We start from the raw sequence: 18,206 nt of genomic DNA on the forward strand, positions 1-18,206 counted from the left end.
CTCCTCCCACGGATACCCCGCTTTTGACGTTGACGTTGACGTCGATTCGGCGGGTGCAGGGCGCAGCCCTGCCGCACTCCCCCCACAAAATGTGAAGGCCACACGGTGACGAGTTCACCGCCCCTTCGGCTAACATTCGCCCATGCCGCATACCACCACGACTCCGCCCGCATTGCAGGATGGCGACCTGCTGGCCGCCATCGACCTTGGCTCCAATAGTTTCCACATGGTCATCGCGCGTTACACGCTTGGCCAGCTGCGGGTGATCGACCGCCTGCGCGAAACCGTGCGCATGGCCGACGGCCTGGACGGCAAGGGTGGACTCTCCGCCGCAGCGCGACAGCGCGCGCTGGAGTGCCTTGCCCGCTTCGGCCAGCGCATCCGCAATGTTCCGCCGCATCGCGTGCGTGCACTGGCCACCAATACAGTGCGCCAGCTGCGTTCGCCGCAGGCCTTCCTGATGCCGGCCGAAACCGCGCTCGGGCACGCCATCGAAGTGGTCAGTGGCCGCGAAGAGGCGCGCCTGATCTATCTGGGCGTGGCCCATGCACAACCGCCCAAGCCCGATCAGCATCGACTGGTCATCGACATCGGTGGCGGCTCGACCGAGTTCATCATCGGCAAGGGCATGCAGACCCTGGAGCGCGAGAGCCTGCAGGCCGGCTGCATCGCCAGCACCCGTCGCTTTTTCCCGGGCGGCAAACTCAGCAAGAAGCGCTGGAAGGACGCACTGGCCGAGATTGGCCGGGAGTTCCAGCCCTTCGCCAGCAAATACCGCGCGCTGGGCTGGCAGGAAGCACTGGGGTCGTCTGGTACCCACAAGGCCATCAGCGAAATCTGCGCGACGATGAAGCTGAGCAAGGGTGCGATCACCGCCGAGGCGTTGCCGCAGCTCCGCGATGAGCTGCTGAAGGCCAAGAAGATCGACGACATCGTGCTGCCTGGCCTGTCCAGCGATCGCCGCCCGATCATCGCCGGCGGCATCCTGGTGCTGGAGGCCGCCTTCCAGGCGCTGGGCCTGCAGAAGCTGCTGGTCAGCAAGGCCGCGATGCGCGAGGGCATCCTCTATGACATCCTCGGCCGTGCCGGCGACAACGACCCGCGCGATGAATCGGTGGCCGCCCTCACCCATCGCTATGGCATCGATACGGTGCAGGCCGGCCGCGTGCAGGACACCGCGCTGTCGTTGCTGGAGCAGGTGCAGGAGCGCTGGAAGCTGGATGCCGATGACGCACGCATGCTTGGCTGGGCCGCACGCCTGCATGAGCTGGGGCTGATGATCGCCCACAGCGGTTACCACGTGCATGGCAGCTACGTGCTGGAAAACTCGGATATCGCCGGCTTCTCGCGGCAGGAACAGCAGATGCTGGCGACGCTGGTGCGCAATCACCGCCGCGGCATCAGCAAGACCGCCTTCGATGCCATTCCCGAACGCCTGCTGCTGACCGCACGGCGCCTGGCTGCCCTGCTGCGCCTGGCGGTCCTGCTCAACCGCGCGCATGAGGACGCACCGCTGCCGGTGCTGGAACTGACTGCCGACGACAGCCGCCTGTCGCTGATCGTGCCGCAGGACTTCATCGATGCGCGCCCGCTGCTGCGCGCCGACCTGATCGGCGAGACCGAAGGCATCGCCGGGCTGGGCATCCAGTTCCGTCCGTTCGTGGTCTGATCAGGACGCCGAGGGCGCCCACGCATCACCCGTCGGCGCCCGATTACATTTCGTTACAGTTCGCGCAATCGACCGCCGATTCCTGCTGCACCGCAGCAGCTGGCGGGGACGGTGTGCGCCTCGTCCTGACGTAAACCCCTGCTTTTGTTCACGTTTGGTGAAAACGCGCGATGCGTAACGACACAAAGCGACACGCGCTCTTTACAGAGCATTAACCAACGAGACTACTATCGGGTCATCGGCTCGGTCCTGGACCTGCCGATTCCTTCGACGCCCGTTTTGGCGTCCTTTGCACGACCCGAGAGAGAGAGCTCGTCATGACTTCACGCACCACCGCACTGGGGCAGGCCATCCGCTACGCCCTGGCAACCACCGCGACGCTGGCTGCGCTGCCGGCGTTCGCCCAGAGCAGCAGCACCGCCTCGCCGACCAACCTGGACCGCATCGAGATCACCGGTTCCCGTATCCGCCAGGTGGACGTTGAAACGTCGCAGCCGGTACTGGCACTGACCCGCGCCGACATCGAGCGCCAGGGATTCAGCTCGGTGTCGGACATCCTGCAGAACGTGACCGCGATGGGCAGCCCGACCATCAGCCGCGCCAACGTGCTGTCGGCCGGTGAGGATGCTGGTGGTACCTACGTGAACATGCGCAACCTGGGCACCCAGCGCACGCTGGTGCTGGTCAACGGCAAGCGCATGGGTATCAGCACCTCGGGCTACCAGGACGTGTCGACCCTGCCGGTGTCTGCGGTCGAACGTATTGAAGTGCTGAAGGACGGCGCCTCGGCGATCTACGGTTCCGACGCGATGGCCGGCGTGATCAACATCATCACCCGCACCAACGTCAACGGCGTCACCGCCAACGTCTACCACGGCCAGTACAGCGAGGGCGACGGCGCCCGTGATCGCGTCGACGTGGTTGCCGGCTGGTCCAATGACCGCTTCTCGGCCACCTTCGCCGCCGAACACTCGGAAGAAAAAGCCGTGTGGGCACGTGACCGCGGCTTCAGCCGTTACGGCAACACCGACCGCCACCCGACCGATGGCTGGACCACCAACAGCCAGTGGGGCCAGTTCTACGGCGTGAAGGGCGGCCCGGGCTGCACCAAGGCAGCCGGTTGCGACTACGCGCTCAACCGCGGCAGTGACCCGACGAACCCGGCGAACTACCACTTCACCGATCCGACCGCGTTCACCGGTGACGTCAGCAACACCAATGAACAGATGCACCTGAGCTACCCGATCAAGCGTGATTCGCTGTACTTCTCGGGCACGGCCAACATCACCGACAACATCCGCTTCAAGGCCGAGCTGGGCTACAACAAGCGCTCCTCGACCCGCGTCACTGCCGGCTATCCGTTCGACACCGCCACCGCCAAGATCAAGGGCATGTCGGTTGACAGCTACTTCAACCCGTTCGGCAACCAGCATGGCTATGCCAAGCCTACCGATGTGAGCTGGAACCGCCGCCTGTGGGAGGTGCCGCGCACCAGCACCAGCGAGCTGAAGACCTACCGCGCCGTGGCCGCGTTCGACGGTTCGTTCGACATCGGTGAGCGCTACTTCGATTGGGAAGTGGGCTACCAGTACAACAAGAACGAGCTGCGCCAGAGCACCTTCGGCAACCTGCACAAGGGTCGCGTCGAACAGGCTACCGGCAAGTCCTACCTGAACCCGGCAACGGGCAAGGTCGAGTGCGGTGCACCGGGTGCGCCGATCGCCAACTGCATGCCTTGGAATCCGCTGGTTCCTTATGGCGTGGAAAGCCCGTATGGCATGACCAACAACCAAGCCCTGCAGGACTGGCTGTTCCCGCCGGAGAACGCGACCGGCCGCACGACCTCGAAGAACGCCTTCGCCACCATCAGCGGCAGCCTGTTCACCCTGCCGGCCGGCGACCTGGGCTTCGCCTTCGGCGTCGAGAACCGCGAGGAAACCGGCAAGTTCGTACCGGACCCGCTGGCGCAGACCGGTGCCACCACCAACCTGGCCGCTGGCCCGACCGGTGGCTCGTACAAGGTGAAGGAAGCCTACCTGGAGTTGAACGTGCCGGTGCTGGCCGACCTGCCGGGTGCGCGTGAGCTGAGCTTGAACGCGGCGACCCGCTTCTCGGACTACAACACCTTCGGCAATACGCTCAACAGCAAGTTCGGCTTCAAGTGGAAGCCGATCGACCAGCTGCTGGTGCGTGGTACCTGGGCCCAGGGCTTCCGCGCTCCGACCATTTCCGATCTGTACGGCGGTGGTTCGGAAACCTTCGCCAACTTCTCCGACCCGTGTGACAGCAAGTACGGCTCGGCCCGCAGCAGCGCCGAAGTGCGTGCCCGCTGTGCACGCGACATCGCCGACGTTGCCAACTTCCGCCAGCTGGACAACCGCAACCAGCCGACCGAAGGCTCCGTCGCCGCCACGCCGACGCCATTCACCTCCGGCTCGAACCCGGACCTGAAGCCGGAAACCTCGACCAGCCGTACCCTGGGCGTGGTCTGGAGCCCGACCTTCATCAGCAACTTCAACGTTTCGCTGGACTGGTGGAAGATCCGCATCGACGACACCATCGTCGACGACAGCCCGAACCAGATCCTGATCGACTGCTATGAGCAGGGCCTGGCCGACCGTTGCGCGCGCTTCACCCGCAACGCGACCACCGGCATCGTCACCGGCCTGAAGTTCGGCAACCGCAATGCCGGCTTCATGGAAACGGAAGGTTACGACATGGACCTGACGTACCGCCTGGATACCGACTACGGCAAGCTGAGCACCTCTTGGTCGACCACCTACGTGGCCAAGGACGTCTTCCGCTCGTCCAACGACAGCTCGATCGTGCCGACCGTCAACAACGGCATCGCCACCAACACCGGCATCGGCTTCCGCGTGCGTTCGAACCTGACCGTGGGCTGGGACCTGGAGAACTTCGGCGTCAGCTGGACCGCGCGCTACTATTCCAGCGTCAAGGAACAGTGCGTCAACCCGGGCAAGTACGCCGATGAGTGCTCGGACCTGAACGTTGGCGCCCCCTGGTACAAGGGCACGCGCAATTACAACGAACGTGGTTCGGTCACTTTCCACGACGTCCAGTTCCGCTACAACCTGCCGTGGGATGCCACCGTTTCAGTCGGCGCCAACAACGTGTTCGACAAGCAGGGCCCGGTCATGTACACCAAGCCGCGCTCGGTCTTCTCGTATTACGGCGGCTATGACATCGGTCGTTTCATCTACATGAAGTACACCCAGCGCTTCTGATCCACGCGCTGGCGTAACACCATGACCACGGCCCTTCGGGGCCGTGGTTTTTTTGTGCCCGCGCAGGTTGTCGCCATCTACATCGCTGTTGACGCTTCCAATCCAGCACGCCATCCCGGGCATACCTTCAGCCGGAACACAAAATGACCTGGCAATCGATTGATTCGATTCCGCTTTGTACAAAAGCGTCATCACCGATCCGGGCGCTTTCGTCGCTTTCCTCTACTTCTCCCTGCGGGCCTTCACTAGGTTTGAACGTCCACCGCCCGCGGTGGAACTGGCGCCGCCCTGCTTGGCCGCGCACCGATGAATTGGAAGAGAGAGAGACCCATGACCATCCGTATTCCCGAACTTGGGTTGGCGATCCGCCGAGTGCTTGCGATGACCGCCACCACTGCGTTGGCCGTCCCCGCATTCGCCCAGCATTCCGTTGAAGCCACCACCCTGGACCGCATCGAGATCACTGGCTCGCGCATCCGCCAGGTCGATCTGGAAACCGCACAGCCCGTGCTGACCATCAGCCGCGCTGACATCGAGCGGCAAGGCTTCAATTCCGTCGCCGACATCCTGCAGAACCTGACCGCAACCGGCAGCCCGGCACTGAGCCGTGCCAGCCCCCTAAGTGCTGGCGAAACCGCCGGTGGCAGTTACGTGGACATGCGCGGCCTGGGTGCACAGCGCACGCTGGTGCTGATCAATGGCAAACGCCTGGGCATGACGACCAGTGGTTACCAGGACATCTCCAGCATTCCTGCCGCTGCCGTGGAGCGCATGGAAGTTCTGAAGGATGGCGCATCGGCCATCTACGGTTCCGACGCCATGGCCGGCGTGGTCAACATCATCACCCGCCGCAACGTCGAGGGCGTGACCGCCAGCGTCTACCATGGCCAGTTCAGCGAAGGCGATGGCGCCCGCACCCAGTACGACGTGGTTGCAGGCTGGTCGAATGAACGCGCCTCGATCAGCCTCGCCGCCGAGCATGTCGAAGAAAAGGGCGTGTGGGCGAAGGACCGGGGCTTCAGTGCCTACACCTATACCGATCGTCATCCGGACGATGGTTGGACCACGGTCGGCCAGTGGGGCCGCATTACCGGCTTCAACGGTCCGGGCTGCAGCAACAGCCGCGGCTGCAGCTATTCGCTCGACCGTGGCAGCCAGCCGGGAGGTCCGGACAGCTTCCATCTCAGCGACAACACGCCGTTCACCGGTGATGTCAGCAACAGCAACGAACAGATGCACCTGCAGACACCGATCAAGCGCGACTCGATCTTCGTTGACGCCCGCGTGGATCTGAACGACCAGGTCCGCTTCAACACCCAACTGGCCTACAACCAACGCACCACGAAGCGTCAGGTGGCCGGCTACCCGTTCCAGTCCGGCGCAGCCGGCATCACGCCGATGTCCGTCGACAGCTGGTTCAACCCGTTCGGCAGCCATCACGGCTACGAAACGCCCAGCGACGTGGACTGGAACCGCCGTACCTGGGAGATTCCGCGGGTCAGTACCAGCGAACTGACCTCCTGGCAGGGCGTGGCGGCGTTCGAGGGCAGCTTCGCCTTCGGCGGTCGCGATTTCGACTGGGAAGCCGGCTACCAGTACAACCGCAGCGAACTGATCCAACGCGCCACCGGCAACCTGCACAAGCAACGCGTCGCCGATGCCACCGGGCCGTCCTTCTACAATCCGGCAACCGGCAAGGTCGAGTGCGGTACACCGGAGGCGCCGATCAGCGGGTGCAGGCCCTGGAACCCGCTGGTGCCCTATGGCCAGGATGATCCCTATGGCCTGACCGGCAACCCGGAACTGCAGGACTGGTTGTTCCCCGAGGAACTCAGCCGCGGCCGCACCACAACCCGCAACCTGTTCGCCAGCCTCAGCGGCAGTCTCGCCACGCTGCCGGCCGGCGAACTGGGCTTCGCGGTGGGTGCGGAGAGCCGCCGCGAGGATGGCCGCTTCATCCCCGATGCGCTGGCACAGACCGGTGCCACCACCAACCTGGCTGCAGGCCCCACCGGCGGTGGCTACCGTGTAGACGAGGCCTACCTGGAGCTGAGCGTGCCGGTGCTTCGCGACCTGGCCGGTGCGCGTGAGCTGAGCCTGAGCGCCGCTACCCGATACTCGGACTACACCACCTTCGGCGGCACCCTCAACAGCAAGTTCGGCTTCACCTGGAAGCCGATCGACCAGCTGCTGGTCCGCGGCACCTGGGCCCAAGGGTTCCGCGCGCCGACCATCTCCAATCTGTATGGCGGTGGTTCTGAGACCTTCACCACCGGCTTCCGTGATCCCTGCGACACCGTCTACGGTGCTGCGGCCAGCAGCCCGGAGGTGCGTGCACGCTGCGCCGCCGACATCGCCAACGCTGACAGCTACCGCCAGCTCGGCCAGGGCAACGAGCCGATCACCGGCAGCAGCGGGCAGACGCCGCGGGCCTTCACCAACGGCTCCAACCCCGACCTGGAGCCGGAGACCTCGACCAGCCGCACACTGGGCCTGGTCTGGAGCCCGATGTTCGCCGAAGGGCTGAACATCGCGCTGGACTGGTGGAAGATCCGCATCGACAACACCATCGTCGCAGACCACCCCAACAACATCCTTCGCGACTGCTACGAGTTGGGCATCGCCGAACGTTGCGACGGTTTCACCCGTGACCCGGAACTGGGCATCGTCGACAAGCTCAACTATGGCAACCGCAACAGCGGCTTCCGCCAGGCCGAAGGCTATGACCTGGAAATCGGCCATCGGATCGAAACCCGCTGGGGCACGCTGCGCGCCGATTGGAAGACCACCTATGTGGTTGCCGCCGAGGAACGGACCACCAACGAGGCGGATGTGCCGCCGATTCCCAGCAATGGCATCGCCACCAACGGAGGCATTGGTTTCCGGGTCCGCTCCAACGCGTCATTGGGGTGGGAACAGGGCAACGTCGGCCTCAGCTGGAGCCTGCGCTACTTCTCCGCAGTCAAGGAACGCTGCCTGGACGCAAGGGACCATCCGGATGAATGTTCCCACCCGGACCAGCGCGCGCCCTGGTACAGCGGCAGCCGCGACTACAACCGACGCGGTTCGGTCACGTTCCATGACGTACAGGCGCGTTACAACCTGCCGTGGAGTGCCACCGTTTCGATCGGCGCCAACAATGTGTTCGCCCGCCAGGGCCCGATCCTGTACAGCCAGCCCAGTTCCAACTTCTCCTACTACGGTGGCTTCGACATCGGTCGCTTCGTCTACATGAAGTACCAGCAGCGCTTCTGATCCACGCGCTGGCGCAACACCACGACCACGGCCCTTCGGGGCCGTGGTTTGTTTGTGCTCCTGAACTGGGCAGGCACCGTCTTGCTCGACCGTCATCGCGTTGTCGCAAAGCGGTCATGTCGGCTACATCGCCAGGCCCGAGCATGCGTAAAACCGGAGGCCCGCCATGCGCTATGCCATCGTCACCGAAACCTACCCGCCGGAGATCAACGGCGTCGCACTGACCGTGCAGGGCCTGGAGCAGGGATTGCGCGCCGCCGGCCATGAGGTCGACCTGATCCGTCCACGACAGGCCAGCGAAGCGCTGGAGGCGGCACCGGGGACCCTGCTGGTACCGGGCGCGGCCTTGCCACGCTATCCCGGCCTGCGCTTCGGTCTGCCGGCACCGATCCGGCTTGGCAGGCACTGGCGGCAGCAGCGCCCGGATGCGATCTACGTGGCGACCGAGGGCCCACTGGGCTGGTCAGCGCTGCGAACCGCACGCCGCCTCGGCATTCCGGTGGCTACCGGATTCCACACCCGCTTCGACGAATACCTGCCCGACTATGGCGTGGCGTGGCTGCAGTCGGCGGCAATGCGCTGGATGCGCCGCTTCCACAACCAGGCCGATGCGACCTTGGTGCCGACCCGCGAACTGCAGGAGTTCCTGACCGAGCAGGGCTTCGAGCGTGTGCGCCTGCTCGCTCGCGCGGTCGACAGCCAGCAGTTCGACCCCTCGCGCCGCGACCCGGCGCTGCGCGAGGAATGGGGTATCGATGGCACGGGCCTGGCGGCGATCTACGTTGGCCGCATCGCCGCCGAAAAGAACCTCGGCCTGGCGGTGAAGGCTTTCCGCAAGCTGCAGCAGGTGCGCCCGAAAGCGCGTTTCATCTGGGTCGGTGATGGTCCGGCGCGCGAGAAGCTGGCGCATGAGAATCCCGATTTCATCTTCTGTGGCATCCAGCGTGGCGATGCCCTGGCCCGCCATTTCGCCAGTGGCGACCTGTTCCTGTTCCCCAGCCGCAGCGAGACCTTCGGCAACGTGACCCTGGAAAGCATGGCAAGCGGTCTGGCCACGGTCGCTTTCGACTACGGCGCGGCTCGCGAGTACCTGCGCAACGGCGAGAACGGTGCTGCAGTGGATGACGACGAGCAGTTCGTGCAGGCAGCGGTTCAACTGGCTGCCGATGATGCCCAGCGCCGCGAGTTGGGTGGCAACGCGGCACGGGCGATGAAGCGGCTGCACCCGCAGCAGGTGGTGGCGGAGTTCGAAAACCTGCTGGCGGAACTGGCCAGCGCGCGGAGGAGCGGACATGCGCACCACGCCGCTTGAACTGCTGGCCGGCCGCGAAGCCCGGTTGTGCCGCCGCGCCAACCACTACTGCCGACGTCGTCGCGTGCGGCGCGTCTTCTCGATCATCAGCCGACTCGGCGATGGCGTGTTCTGGTACATGTTGATGGGCGCGCTGGTGCTCATCGATGGCTTCGACGGCCTGCGCGCATCAGTGCACATGGCCGCCACCGGCCTGGCCGCGCTGCTGCTGTACAAGGGCCTGAAACGCTGGACCCGGCGGCCACGGCCGTACGCGGCCGACCTGCGTATCCGTGCCTGGGTGGCGCCGCTGGATGAGTTCAGTTTCCCGTCCGGGCATACCCTGCATGCGGTGTCGTTCACCATCGTCGCGCTGGCCTACTACCCTTGGCTGGCACCGCTGCTGGTGCCATTCACCTTCGGCGTGGGCCTGTCGCGCGTAGTACTGGGCCTGCACTATCCGAGCGACGTTCTGGCTGCCACCGGCATCGCTGCGCTGCTGGCCTCGGCGAGCCTGGCCTGGTTGCCGCTGCCGGTGTGAGGCCCTGCGGCCGGGCAGAGTCCTGCGCTGCCGGCGGAGCGATGCCCTAGAATATCGTCATGACCACGCTGTTCATCTCCGATCTGCACCTGGACCCCAGCCGTCCGGCCATCACCGACCTGTTCCTGCGCTTCCTGCGCGAGGAAGCGCCTGGCGCCGATGCGCTGTACATCCTCGGCGATCTGTTCGAAGCCTGGATCGGCGATGACACCCCCTCGGCCGCAGCCGACGCGGTGGCCGAGGCGCTGAAGGTACTGTCCGACAGCGGCGTGCCGGTCTTCTTCATCCGCGGCAACCGTGACTTCCTGCTGGGCGAAGACTATGCCCGCCGCGCAGGCCTGCGCATCCTGCCGGACCCATGCATGATCGAGTTGTATGGTCGCCCGGTGCTGCTGCAGCACGGTGACCTGCTGTGCACCGATGACATCCCCTACCAGCAGTTCCGCGCCCAGACCCGCGACCCGGTCTTCCAGGCGCAGTTCCTGTCGCAGCCGCTGGAAGCGCGTATCGCCTTCGCGCAGAAGGCGCGTGATGCCAGCCAGGCGCGCCAGTCGGAAATGAAGCAGGGCGATCGTGCACAGTTCGAAACCGTCACCGACGTAGCCCCGGCCGAAGTGGAAGCCACTTACGTGCGCCACGGCGTGGACACGATGATCCATGGCCACACCCATCGCCCGGCGATCCACACCCTGCAGGCCGGCGGACGCAGCTGCACCCGCATCGTGCTGGGGGACTGGTACGAACAGGGTTCGGTGCTGCGCGTGGATGCCAACGGCTGGACCCTGGATGCGCTCAGCCGCGCATGATGGATCGCAGGATGCCAACCAAGGTTGGCATCTACCAGAGCAGGTGCACGCGCCCTGGTAGACGCCGACCCTGGTCGGCGCCTGGACTCAGCGGAAGGCCGCGATGGTGGCCTTTGTATTGACCAGCACGCGCTGGTTGTCGGCACTGCTGGCGATGCCCATCGGCACGCCGTTGTAGCTGATGTTCGGATTGGACCAGTAGTTCAGCCGCGGGCAGCCGGCCGAGCAGTCATAGGCCATGATCGTGCGCCAGCGCGATCCGCTGGCCGGCTCATAACGATAGCCATGGCCATAGGCATACGGCGACGTGCTCGGATCACTGGCGATGTCGTGCCGTGCGCTCTGCAGGTGGCCGATTTMATGGGCGAACGAGTAGTAGCCGGTGGCGCAATCCCAGTACACCGCAGCAAACGCGGTCGATGCGGTGGAACCGATGCCCGACGCCAGTCCGCAGTAACTGGTGTTGTTGATCAGCAGTACGCCGACGTCGGCGGCGGTGTTGTTGCGGCTGGTGTGGATGCTGTCCATGTAGCCGTCGCTGGTGCCACGGAAGCGCGACAGGTCGGTGGTGAAATTGCCGGACTCGGTGTAGTTGGTGGTTTCATAACCGGCCAGCTGCAGGGTGAGGCCTACGTTGCTGTTGGTGTAACCCTGGTTGGATTCGGCAACCGCCAACTGCACCAGCGACTGCATGTTGCCACCGTAGGCGGTCACTGCAGCATTGGTTGCCACCACCAGCACGCGGATGGTCGCCGGGCTGCCTGAGGAGGCCTGCGCAGTGCCGAGGCGATCATTGGCAGGCATGGCGATCTTCGGCAACTGGTTGTAGTCGGCCGGATGATCGGCCGGCATCCGCGATTCATCCACCTCGACCAGCACGTGGCGATTGCCCAGCGGACGCAGACGATAGAGTTTTCCGTCCTTGCGGATCGAGCCGGTGAGGGTATTGCCCGAGCGCACCAGGATCAGCGAATTGCCCGGATCGTCCTGGCCATTGGACGTGGCCGCCTGCAGGCGATCGGACGGCGCGCGCAACTGGCCATACCAGATGCTGCCACCATCGGGCAGCGCCTCGACCTTGCTGCGTACGGCCTGCACCTTCTGCCCGAGCAGCTCGAATTCCAGCTGCGGCTGCGCGGTGGCGGCAGCATCGACACGCACTTCCTGTACGGCGGCGGTGGACGGGGTGGCCAGCAATCGCCCCAATGCCGGCTCGCTGGTGGCCGATGCACGGCTGAGCACGGTGACCGGCTCGAACAGCGGCGCCGCATGGGCGGCCGCCGCTACCGACAATCCCAACAACAGACCACCTGTCGCTTTACCTATCGATCTGGACATCATCTTGTCGCTCCTTGAAGTGAAGTGGACAGCGTTGATGCAGCACGACCCGGGGTGCCGGGTCCGGCCATCAGGCCTGCGCAGGGCGTGTGAATTCAATAGACGAGAGGAATGGAAATCGCGATCTGTGATCGACCGCATCTGCGTTCAGTCAGGTCAAAAGCGTCAGTACACTTCGCCAACACACGGCTTTCGCGCTACCGTGACGTGGCCACGACAGGGGATGCACATGGCGCCAGCGCAGCACAGCGGTGACACGACGGCTGATCCGGGCCTGCTGCGGATCGGCCTGTTCTTCGACGGCACCCGCAACAACGCGCACAACCTGGCGCAGGGTCACCGGCAGGTACCACGACCGCGCCCTGCCCTGCTCCGCGCCGATGACGATTCGACCTACCAGAGCCGGCTGACCAGCAGCTACGACAACGGCACCACCAACATCGCGCGCCTGCACCAGTTGTATCCGGACAGCCGGCGCACGCCCGGCAGTACACCTTCGCTGGCGATCTACGTGGAAGGCGTCGGCACCCGCGATGATGCCGAGGACGATCTGATCGGCCTGGCCTTCGGTATCGGCGCCAGTGGCGTGCAGGCGAAGGTGCAGCGTGCGTTGCAGGTGCTGCTGCCGGCGGCACTGTCGGCTCTTGCGACGCAGTGGCGCGCGCCCCTGCACAGCGTGCAGCTGGATCTGTTCGGCTACTCGCGCGGCGCGGCCTCCGCGCGTGATGTGGCCAACCATCTGCGCGGATGGGACGGCGCGCGCTGGCGGCAGCTGCTGCAGCAGGCGGGGCTTTCATGCAGCGCCGATTTCGCCCTGCCACGGCCGGTACTGCGCTTCATCGGCCTGTTCGACACGGTGGTCGCCGTCAACGGCGGCCGCGCCGACGAACACCCCCGTATCGCCCTGCCCGCGGGCATCGCCGAGGCCGTGCTGCAGCTCAGTGCGCGCGATGAGCATCGCCAGCACTATGCGCTGACCACGGTGGCACCAGCACATCGCGAAATCGCACTACCCGGCGTGCACGCCAACATCGGTGGTGGCTACGACCAGGTGGAAGAAGGGCCCAAGCTGCTCAGCCGGCCGCGGCGGCAGCAGCTGCGCCGGCCCGGCGTGGAGGACTACCAGACACCGCCACTGGCGCTGCTGCAGTCGACCACCGCATACGCTGAAGCACAGGCCGACGCCGAACGCTGGCGGCAGCAGCTGGGGTTGAACCCGAAGGAAGTGTGGGTCGATGTCTGGCACCAGTGGCAGCAGCAGCGACGCGCGGGCAGCCGCAGCGTGCTGATGTCGCCGGTGCTGTACGTCACCGCTGCGGTGGTGCTGCACCGGCGCATCGATTGGCGCTACCAGCTGGTGGCGCTGCAGGTGATGCAGAAGCACGCCATCGCTGCCGGCGTGACCTGGACCGCAGACGCCGCCGAGGTGGCGGGTTGGGAACTGCCCAGCGCGCTGCAGCCGGTCGCGCGCCGCCTGATTGCCGGCCAGCCGTTGACCCCGACGCAGGAAGCGTTGCTGCGCCGCCGTTACCTGATGCAGTCCGCCCACTGGAATTTCGATGCGCTGGGCGATACCGCCCTGACCTACACCGCCGACGCCGGTGTCAGCGAGCTGCCGTATCGCCCCGGGCCGGGGCTGTTCTACATCAACCGGCCGACGGTGGATGGCAGACGCGTGGTGTTGCCGAACGGGTGAACGGGTGAACGGGTGAACGGGTGAACGTCATCCACGCATGGCGTGGATCTACTGCAAGCGCGTATGGCGTGGATGTGGACCGGCCGACGCCGGTCAACCCGCCTGTTCGACCAGGTTGGCGAGCTCATCCGCATCGAACCCGGCCAGCAGGCGGGCCTCGATATTGAACGGCCCGTGCAGGTAGCCACCGGCATACTCGACCAGCAGTTCCTTGAAACGCGCTCGTGGCTCGACGCCGGCGCGCTCGCAGTACCAGCGGAACCAGCGCGAACCGGCAGCAACATGTGCAACCTCCTCGCGCAGGATCACCTCCAGCACGTCGGCGGTTTCGCCATCGCCGACGTTGCGCAGCTTGTCGATCATGCCCGGGGTCACGTCCAGCCCGCGCGCTTCCAGCACGCGCGGCACCAGCGCCATGCGCGCCAGGCCGTCGTGTGCGGTCTTCTCGCACATTTCCCACAGGCCGTTGTGCGCAGGGAAATCGGCGTACTCATGGCCGTGTGCCAGCAGGCGTTCACGCAGCAGCATGAAGTGGCGCGATTCGTCGTCGGCGCAGCTCACCCAGTCGGCATGGAACGCCGCCGGCAGACCGCGGAAGCGATACACCGCGTCCCAGGCCAGGTCGATCGCATTGAGCTCGATATGGGCAATGGCATGGATGAACGCCGCACGTCCTTCCACCCCGCCCAATCCACGCCGGGGCACTTCGCGTGGATGCACCATCACCAACCGCAGCGGCCGACCCGGCATGCGGATCGGGTCGGCTTCCGGCGCATCTGCCGGCACCTTCAAGCGGCCGGCGCGGAACGCGCTGGCGTAGGCCTGGGTCAGTGCAACCTTGCGCAGCGGATCGGCTTCGGCCAGGCACTGCTGCGCGGCGCGCAGCAGATTGCCGCCAACGTCAGGCACGTCGATCACCGCCTGGACCTCAGGCGCGGCGCTTGTGCTTGGCGTCGTCCGAACGCAGCTGCTGGATGCGCTCGAAGTAGCCCGGCTCGATGCCCGTCGGGTAATGGCCGTTGAAGCACGAGGAATCGAAGTTGCGCAGCGCCGGATTGCCTTCGCTCACCGCCGCTTCCATGTCTTCGATGTCCTGGTAGATCAGCCAGTCGCAGCCCAGGTGCGCTTCGATTTCCTCGATGCTGCGGTTGTGCGCGACCAGCTCTTCAGCGGCCGGCATGTCGATGCCGTAGATGTTCGGGTAACGCACCGGCGGCGCGGCGCTGGCCAGGTAGACCTTGCGTGCGCCGGCGTCACGCGCCATCTGCACGATCTGCTGGCTGGTGGTGCCGCGCACGATCGAGTCGTCCACCAGCAGCACCACGCGGTTGCGGAATTCCAGGTGGATCGGGTTGAGCTTGCGGCGCACCGACTTCACCCGTTCGCCCTGGCCCGGCATGATGAACGTGCGGCCGATGTAACGGTTCTTGATGAAGCCTTCGCGGTACTTCACCCCGAGCACGTTGGAGATCTCCAGCGCGGCGTCGCGCGAGGTATCCGGGATCGGGATGATGGTGTCGATGTCATGGTCCGGGCGCAGGCGCAGGATCTTCTCGCCCAGCTTGATGCCCATGCGCATGCGCGCCTTGTGCACCGACACGTTGTCGATCATCGAATCGGGGCGTGCGAAATACACGTACTCGAAGATGCACGGAGTGTGTTCGGCCGGCTCGGCGCAGATTTCCGAGAACAGCTCGCCGCGCGCGGTGATCACCAGCGCTTCGCCCGGCTGCACGTCACGCACGCGCTGGAAGCCCAGCACGTCCAGCGCGGCCGACTCGGAGGCAACGATGTATTCGTCACCCTCGGCATGGCTGCGCTTGCCCAGCACCAGCGGGCGGATGCCGTGCGGATCGCGGAAAGCGACCAGGCCCAGGCCCAGCACCACGCTGACCACCGCATAGCCGCCCTTGCAGCGGCGGTGCACGCCGGCAACCGCGCGGATGGCGGCTTCCGGGCTGAGCTGGCGCTGCTGTTCCAGTTCGTAGGCGAACACGTTCAACAGCACTTCGCTGTCCGAATCGGTATTGACGTTGCGGCGGTCCTGCTCGAACACCTGCTGGCGCAGGTCCTCGGTGTTGATCAGGTTGCCGTTGTGGGCCAGCGCGATGCCGTACGGCGAATTGACGTAGAACGGCTGCGCCTCGTCCATGCCCTCCGAACCGGCGGTCGGATAGCGCACGTGGGCGATGCCGACGCTGCCTTCCAGGGTGGACATGGTGCGTGCATCGAAGACATCGCGGACCAGGCCGGTGGCCTTCTGCACCCGCAGGCGGCTGCCGTTGACGGTGGCGATGCCCGCCGCGTCCTGGCCGCGATGCTGGAGGACGGTCAAGCCGTCATACAACTGCCCGGCGACGTTCTGGTTGCCGACGATTCCGACGATGCCACACATGATGCGAGGTCTCCGCTGGGCTGTGCCCAGTTACAAGGAAGGTGGCCGTACCTGGCCAGAGTTGTCGCCGCGTCTGCGGTCGACATTGGCCGGGTCGTCCGGCTCGATGCTGCCCGGTAGTGCTGGGGCGTCCGGGCGCACTTCGGCCGGATCGTATGCCTCGCCCTGTTCCGCCTTCGCAGGCCGCAGCCATCCGTTGCCCGCCACTATCTGACCGAGTACGCCATTATCGCCTGTCGCCCCCGGCTTGCCCACTCCGGCGCCGGCGCTCTTGCCCAGCTCCATCAACGCAGATGGGGACAGCGCGTCCATCGGCAAGGCCTTGGGCAGCAGGTCGGTGCCCGGCACCTGCCACTGCGGCAGCTTGCTGTTCATCCAGGCCACGGCCGGGTTCAGCACCGGGCGCAGCGCCGAGCCGCGCCAAGAGGGTTCGGCGGTAAGCGGGGTGAAGCCGGCCAGTAACAGCAGCACGGCCGCGATAAGGCCCCCACGCACGGCGCCGAGGACCCCGCCCAGCAGGCGGTCCAGACTGCCCAGCATGTTGCGGTGGACGATGGCCTTGATGACCATGCCGATCACGGCGACCACGACCATCACGCCGATGCCGACGCTGAGGTAGCCGCCGATGAAATGCTCGCCGCCGGGCGCAGCCGGTGCGGCCCACCAGCGTGCGGCGTCATTGCCGAAGGCGAAGGCCGCCCAGGCGGCAACCAGCCACGAAACGGTGCCGATGACGATGCCCACGAAGCCGCGCAGCAACCCAAGCAGGGTGGAGGCGGCGATCACGATCAGCAGCACCACGTCGATCATGGCGCCCCGCTCCTTCGGCGGCGCTGGCAACGGGGCTGCGTACAGGTCATGGGTGCGGTCGCACCATGCCGGCCACGCCGACCTTGGCGGCGACCTGCGCCTTCAACTGTTCAGCATCGGCGCGGTTGGCGACCGGCCCGACACGGACACGGTGCAGGCTGCCCTTTTCGGTACGCACCTGCTCGACGAAGGCGCTGAAGCCTGCCGCGCGGACCTTGTCGCGCAGGGCGTTGGCATCGTTGGCCTGGCCGAATGCGCCGAGCTGTACGGCAAAACCCACTCCGCTGGCGGCCGGTGCGGCCGGCGTGCTCGGCGGCGTGGCCGGCTTGCTGGCGGTCGCTTCCGGCTTGGGCTCGGGCTTCGGTTCCGGCTTGGCCACCGGCTTGGCCGGCTCCGGCTTGGCGGCCGGCGGCGCTGCTGCGGTCGGCGTACTCGGCGGCAGGCTTTCACTGCGCACCGGGTTGCCGGTGGCCGACGGCGTGGCCGCCGCGACGGGAGTACTGGCGCTCGGCGCGGGCGTCGGCGTGCTTGCCACCGGTGCGCTGGTCGAGGGCTTCGCATCGAGCGTGATGACTTCTGCCTTCACGTCGGCACGTACCTTCACCGCCTGCAGCCGGGCCGCTTCGGCCTGGGCACGGTCGGCATACGGCCCAACGCGCACGCGCCAGGCCGGGCGACCGTTGATCGATGCGGTCTCGATGAAGCCCGGAAGCTGCGAACGCTTGAGGTAGGCGATCACCGCATCGGCGTCGGCCTGGCTGCCGTAGGCGCCGAAGGTCACCGCGTAATTACCGGCGGCGACGGCTGGCGAGGTGTCCACGGTCGGCGGTGTCGCCGGGGCGGCGGCCTCCTCGACGGGACGGGCCTGGCCACTCTGCAACCCGGTGGCGCCACCGGCCGGTGCGACCAGCGGCAGTTCACGGGTTTCAAACTGGCCATCGGCCGGCGCATCGGGCGCGGCGATCGGCACAGAAGCGACACCGCTGTCCGGGGCCGGGCCCTTGACGAGCATCGGCAGGAAAATGACGGCCAAGGCCACCAGGACGATGGCACCAATCAGACGCTGTTTCAGGGGCGTATCCACGTAGGGCAGGCGGCAGGCTGGACGTTGCGGTCGATTATACGGGTGCGCGACCGCACGGCGTCGGTAATGGCTGAAC

The 18,206-nt window shown here is 66.0% G+C and carries 12 protein-coding genes; 7 read left to right on the forward strand and 5 right to left on the reverse strand.

The features are described 5' to 3' along the window. Positions 1-142 precede the first annotated feature (142 nt). The 6 genes from ppx (at position 143) to lpxH (ending at position 10,807) form a co-directional block, all read left to right on the forward strand. Complete coding sequence (ppx, locus tag AB4Y98_RS17545) at positions 143-1,669, forward strand: exopolyphosphatase (protein ID WP_025878116.1); 1,527 nt, start codon at positions 143-145, stop codon at positions 1,667-1,669. Between the two features lie 317 nt (positions 1,670-1,986). Next, on the forward strand, positions 1,987-4,914 hold the full coding sequence (locus AB4Y98_RS17550) for a TonB-dependent receptor domain-containing protein (RefSeq protein WP_312785685.1): 2,928 nt from the start codon (positions 1,987-1,989) through the stop codon (positions 4,912-4,914). Between the two features lie 330 nt (positions 4,915-5,244). Further along, complete coding sequence (locus AB4Y98_RS17555; protein ID WP_312785684.1) at positions 5,245-8,169, forward strand: TonB-dependent receptor domain-containing protein; 2,925 nt, start codon at positions 5,245-5,247, stop codon at positions 8,167-8,169. 166 nt (positions 8,170-8,335) lie between these two features. Further along, positions 8,336-9,481, forward strand: a complete 1,146-nt coding sequence (locus tag AB4Y98_RS17560; protein WP_442244800.1) for a glycosyltransferase family 4 protein — start codon at positions 8,336-8,338, stop codon at positions 9,479-9,481. Continuing rightward, positions 9,462-10,001, forward strand: coding sequence for a phosphatase PAP2 family protein (locus AB4Y98_RS17565; RefSeq protein ID WP_180163719.1), 540 nt, complete (start codon positions 9,462-9,464; stop codon positions 9,999-10,001). The genes AB4Y98_RS17560 and AB4Y98_RS17565 overlap by 20 nt, the downstream gene beginning before the upstream one ends. A 59-nt stretch (positions 10,002-10,060) precedes the next feature. Then, positions 10,061-10,807: a UDP-2,3-diacylglucosamine diphosphatase gene (lpxH, locus tag AB4Y98_RS17570; RefSeq protein WP_394195934.1), complete on the forward strand. Its 747-nt coding sequence runs from the start codon at positions 10,061-10,063 to the stop codon at positions 10,805-10,807. A gap of 87 nt (positions 10,808-10,894) precedes the next feature. Here the strand turns inward: lpxH and AB4Y98_RS17575 are convergent, their stop codons facing one another. After that, complete coding sequence (locus tag AB4Y98_RS17575) at positions 10,895-12,148, reverse strand: zinc-dependent metalloprotease (protein WP_442244801.1); 1,254 nt, start codon at positions 12,146-12,148, stop codon at positions 10,895-10,897. Positions 12,149-12,374: 226 nt separating this feature from the next. On the opposite strand from AB4Y98_RS17575, the gene AB4Y98_RS17580 reads away from it, so the two are divergent. After that, positions 12,375-13,841 carry a DUF2235 domain-containing protein gene (locus AB4Y98_RS17580; protein WP_312109287.1) on the forward strand — a complete coding sequence of 489 codons (1,467 nt, stop codon included), beginning with the start codon at positions 12,375-12,377 and terminating at the stop codon, positions 13,839-13,841. A 93-nt stretch (positions 13,842-13,934) separates the two neighbouring features. Here the strand turns inward: AB4Y98_RS17580 and AB4Y98_RS17585 are convergent, their stop codons facing one another. From AB4Y98_RS17585 to AB4Y98_RS17600, 4 genes are read right to left on the reverse strand one after another with little or no spacing between them, the layout of a single operon-like run. Beyond that, entirely contained in the window at positions 13,935-14,759 is an 825-nt protein-coding gene (locus AB4Y98_RS17585; protein ID WP_442244802.1) for a ferritin-like domain-containing protein, read from the reverse strand. A 10-nt stretch (positions 14,760-14,769) separates the two neighbouring features. After that, positions 14,770-16,236, reverse strand: coding sequence for an amidophosphoribosyltransferase (gene purF, locus AB4Y98_RS17590; protein ID WP_025878104.1), 1,467 nt, complete (start codon positions 16,234-16,236; stop codon positions 14,770-14,772). A 30-nt stretch (positions 16,237-16,266) separates the two neighbouring features. Next, positions 16,267-17,046, reverse strand: a complete 780-nt coding sequence (locus AB4Y98_RS17595) for a CvpA family protein (protein WP_442244803.1) — start codon at positions 17,044-17,046, stop codon at positions 16,267-16,269. A gap of 46 nt (positions 17,047-17,092) precedes the next feature. Beyond that, the gene (locus AB4Y98_RS17600) at positions 17,093-18,130 is read right to left on the reverse strand and encodes an SPOR domain-containing protein (protein ID WP_127564804.1); all 1,038 of its coding nucleotides are present in this window, start codon (positions 18,128-18,130) and stop codon (positions 17,093-17,095) included. Positions 18,131-18,206 lie beyond the last annotated feature (76 nt).

Origin of the sequence: Stenotrophomonas sp. 2YAF26, from assembly GCF_052114625.1 — a bacterium.
Classification (GTDB): domain Bacteria; phylum Pseudomonadota; class Gammaproteobacteria; order Xanthomonadales; family Xanthomonadaceae; genus Stenotrophomonas; species Stenotrophomonas indicatrix.

What these genes read in the sequence shown, in the direction of transcription:
- ppx (WP_025878116.1), top strand. Translation starts at nt 143, where the DNA reads ATGCCGCATACCACCACGACTCCGCCCGCATTGCAGGATGGCGACCTG.
- AB4Y98_RS17550 (WP_312785685.1), top strand. Translation starts at nt 1,987, where the DNA reads ATGACTTCACGCACCACCGCACTGGGGCAGGCCATCCGCTACGCCCTG.
- AB4Y98_RS17555 (WP_312785684.1), top strand. Translation starts at nt 5,245, where the DNA reads ATGACCATCCGTATTCCCGAACTTGGGTTGGCGATCCGCCGAGTGCTT.
- AB4Y98_RS17560 (WP_442244800.1), top strand. Translation starts at nt 8,336, where the DNA reads ATGCGCTATGCCATCGTCACCGAAACCTACCCGCCGGAGATCAACGGC.
- AB4Y98_RS17565 (WP_180163719.1), top strand. Translation starts at nt 9,462, where the DNA reads ATGCGCACCACGCCGCTTGAACTGCTGGCCGGCCGCGAAGCCCGGTTG.
- lpxH (WP_394195934.1), top strand. Translation starts at nt 10,061, where the DNA reads ATGACCACGCTGTTCATCTCCGATCTGCACCTGGACCCCAGCCGTCCG.
- AB4Y98_RS17580 (WP_312109287.1), top strand. Translation starts at nt 12,375, where the DNA reads ATGGCGCCAGCGCAGCACAGCGGTGACACGACGGCTGATCCGGGCCTG.
- purF (WP_025878104.1), bottom strand. Translation starts at nt 16,236, where the DNA reads ATGTGTGGCATCGTCGGAATCGTCGGCAACCAGAACGTCGCCGGGCAG.
- AB4Y98_RS17595 (WP_442244803.1), bottom strand. Translation starts at nt 17,046, where the DNA reads ATGATCGACGTGGTGCTGCTGATCGTGATCGCCGCCTCCACCCTGCTT.